Origin of the sequence: Leisingera sp. ANG-DT (assembly GCF_000813785.1) — a bacterium.
In the GTDB taxonomy this organism is placed as follows: Bacteria; Pseudomonadota; Alphaproteobacteria; order Rhodobacterales; family Rhodobacteraceae; genus Leisingera.
The window spans coordinates 2,343-5,640 of sequence record NZ_JWLE01000035.1 but is presented as its reverse complement, the minus strand read 5'-3'; the positions used below and the strand labels follow the sequence as shown (position 1 = coordinate 5,640).

1 tRNA gene and 2 rRNA genes are annotated in these 3,298 nt (G+C 54.7%); all 3 read right to left on the bottom strand.

The features are described 5' to 3' along the window. Positions 1–2: 2 nt before the first annotated feature. Positions 3–76: transfer RNA gene (locus RA21_RS19960), tRNA-Met, on the bottom strand. Positions 77–121: 45 nt separating this feature from the next. After that, positions 122–236: ribosomal RNA gene (gene rrf, locus RA21_RS19955) — 5S ribosomal RNA — on the bottom strand. A 214-nt stretch (positions 237–450) separates the two neighbouring features. Further along, positions 451–3,278: ribosomal RNA gene (locus RA21_RS19950) — 23S ribosomal RNA — on the bottom strand. Positions 3,279–3,298 lie beyond the last annotated feature (20 nt).

Sequence of the window (3,298 nt, the reverse complement as noted above, 5' to 3'; positions counted from 1 at the left end):
GGTTGCGGGAGCAGGATTTGAACCTGCGACCTTCAGGTTATGAGCCTGACGAGCTACCTGGCTGCTCCATCCCGCGTCAGGTGTTTTTGTATCGTTTAGAGAGATGTTTGGATTTTACTAGGTTTGGCGGTGACCTACTCTCCCAGGGCTTGAGCCCAAGTACCATCGGCGCGACAGTGCTTAACTTCCGGGTTCGGGATGGGACCGGGTGTTTCACTTGTGCTGTAGCCACCAAACCAAGAAAAATCCAACTCCGACGGCCTTGCGGAGCAAGGCTGGCGAGCGGCAGGCAGCGTATTTGCTTCAGCAAATGCGCGTTGCCGCCCGGTTGTTATGTCACCGCCGGGTAGCGGCAGGCACAACAACCTGCGTCGGTTACAATCAACGTTGTCCAGGTTCAGTTAGGGATGTGTTTGCTTTCTGTGTCCGTAACACTGTCTGTTACTGGATCAAATCAAGCCTATCGGGCGATTAGTACCGGTCAGCTGAACGCATTGCTGCGCTTACACCTCCGGCCTATCGGCGTGGTGGTCTTCCACGGCCCTCAGGGATACCTTGTTTTGAGGGGGGCTTCCCGCTTAGATGCCTTCAGCGGTTATCCTGTCCGATCATAGCTACCCTGCACTGCTGCTGGCGCAACAACAGGTCCACCAGTGGATCGTTCACCCCGGTCCTCTCGTACTAGGGGCAACTCCTCTCAAGTATCCTACACCCACGGCAGATAGGGACCGAACTGTCTCACGACGTTCTAAACCCAGCTCACGTACCTCTTTAAACGGCGAACAGCCGTACCCTTGGGACCTGCTCCAGCCCCAGGATGAGATGAGCCGACATCGAGGTGCCAAACACTGCCGTCGATATGGACTCTTGGGCAGTATCAGCCTGTTATCCCCGGCGTACCTTTTATCCGTTGAGCGATGGCCCTTCCACGCGGGACCACCGGATCACTATGGCCGACTTTCGTCTCTGCTCGACTTGTCAGTCTTGCAGTCAGGCTGGCTTCTGCCATTGCACTCAACGAGCGATTTCCGACCGCTCTGAGCCAACCTTCGCGCGCCTCCGTTACTCTTTAGGAGGCGACCGCCCCAGTCAAACTACCCGCCACGCAGGGTCCCGGATCCGGATAACGGACCGCGGTTAGACATCAAGAGTGCGAAGGGTGGTATCTCAAGGGAGGCTCCACCGGGACTTGCGTCCCGGCTTCGATGCCTACCACCTATCCTGCACATCACAATCCTGATGCCAGTGCGAAGCTGTAGTAAAGGTGCACGGGGTCTTTCCGTCTAACCGCGGGAAGCCTGCATCTTGACAGGCAATTCAATTTCGCTGAGTCGATGTTGGAGACAGCGGGGAAGTCGTTACGCCATTCGTGCAGGTCGGAACTTACCCGACAAGGAATTTCGCTACCTTAGGACCGTTATAGTTACGGCCGCCGTTTACCTGGGCTTCAATTCGGAGCTCTCACCCCTCCTTTTAACCTTCAGGCACCGGGCAGGCGTCAGACCCTATACGTCGCCTTACGGCTTCGCAGAGCCCTGTGTTTTTAATAAACAGTCGCCACCCCCTGGTTTGTGCCCCCGGATCCAAGTTGCCTTGAACCCGGGCCTCCTTCTCGCGAACTTACGGAGGTATTTTGCCGAGTTCCTTCAACATCGTTCTCTCAAGCGCCTTGGTATGCTCTACCAGTCCACCTGTGTCGGTTTAGGGTACGGTCTGATGGAGGGCTATTTCCAGGGACCAATCAGCGGCCCGCCCAATCCGATAAGGGCGAACAACCTTCATGATCCGTCACATCCTCCTGGCCTAGGAATATTAACCTAGTTCCCATCGCCTACGCCTTTCGGCCTCGGCTTAGGGGCCGGCTTACCCTGCTCAGATTAGCTTTAAGCAGGAACCCTTGGACTTTCGGCGAGAGTGTCTCTCACACTCTTTGTCGCTACTCATGTCATCATTCTCGCTAGTGATCTCTCCACCGGATGGCTCACGCCCCGGCTTCATCGAAAGCCTCTCTCCTCCAATGTATCCGAAGATACTAAGGAGGAATGAGACTATGTCACACTACGCTCTGCTACCATGCACTATGTGCATCCTCGGCTTCGGCTCATGGCTTGAGCCCCGTTACATCTTCGCCGCAAGACATCTTGATTAGACCAGTGAGCTGTTACGCTATCTTTAAAGGATGGCTGCTTCTAAGCCAACCTCCTGGTTGTTTTGGACGTCTCACCTGCTTTCCCACTTAGCCATGAATTGGGGGCCTTAGCCGGAGGTCAGGGTTGTTTCCCTCTCCACGACGGACGTTAGCATCCGCCGTGTGTCTGCCATCTAGTACTCCCGGGTATTCGGAGTTTGGTTAGGATCAGTAAGCCTGTGGGGCCCCATTACCCATCCAGTGCTCTACCCCCCGGGGTATTCGGATGACGCTCTACCTAAATAGATTTCGCAGAGAACCAGCTATCTCCGAGTTTGATTGGCCTTTCACCCCTAGGCACAGCTCATCCCGATCCTTTTCAACGGATGTGGGTTCGGTCCTCCAGTGCGTGTTACCGCACCTTCAACCTGGCCATGCCTAGATCACTCGGTTTCGGGTCTGATCCCACGAACTCATGCGCCCTATTAAGACTCGCTTTCGCTGCGCCTACACCTAGCGGTTTAAGCTTGCTCGTGAGACCAAGTCGATGACCCATTATACAAAAGGTACGCTGTCAGCCCTCAAGGGGCCTCCAACTGATTGTAGGCGTTCGGTTTCAGGTACTGTTTCACTCCCCTCGCCGGGGTGCTTTTCACCTTTCCCTCACGGTACTGGTTCGCTATCGGTCAGTAAGGAGTACTTAGCCTTCGGAGGTGGTCCTCCGATCTTCGAACAGGATTTCACGTGTCCCGCCCTACTTAATACGTCCCTCAGAGCTTCCCATACGGGGCTGTCACCCGCTCTGGCTGCGTTTCCCAACGCATTCTGGTCACTCATCAGGCTCGGCTGGTCCGCGTTCGCTCGCCACTACTAACGGAGTCTCTATTGATGTCCTTTCCTCCGGGTACTTAGATGTTTCAGTTCCCCGGGTTTGCTCTTAAAGACCTATGTATTCAGTCCTTAAGTACCTGGTTCAAACCATTATTGAGTACCAAAGGTAACAATAACGATCTGTCAGGTGGGTTCCCCCATTCAGAGATCTTGGGATCAAAGCCTATTCCCGGCTCCCCCAAGCTTATCGCAGGGTATCACGTCTTTCATCGCCTCTTACTGCCAAGGCATCCACCAAACGCCCTTCTCGCGCTTGATTTGATCCAGAAAAAGACAGTG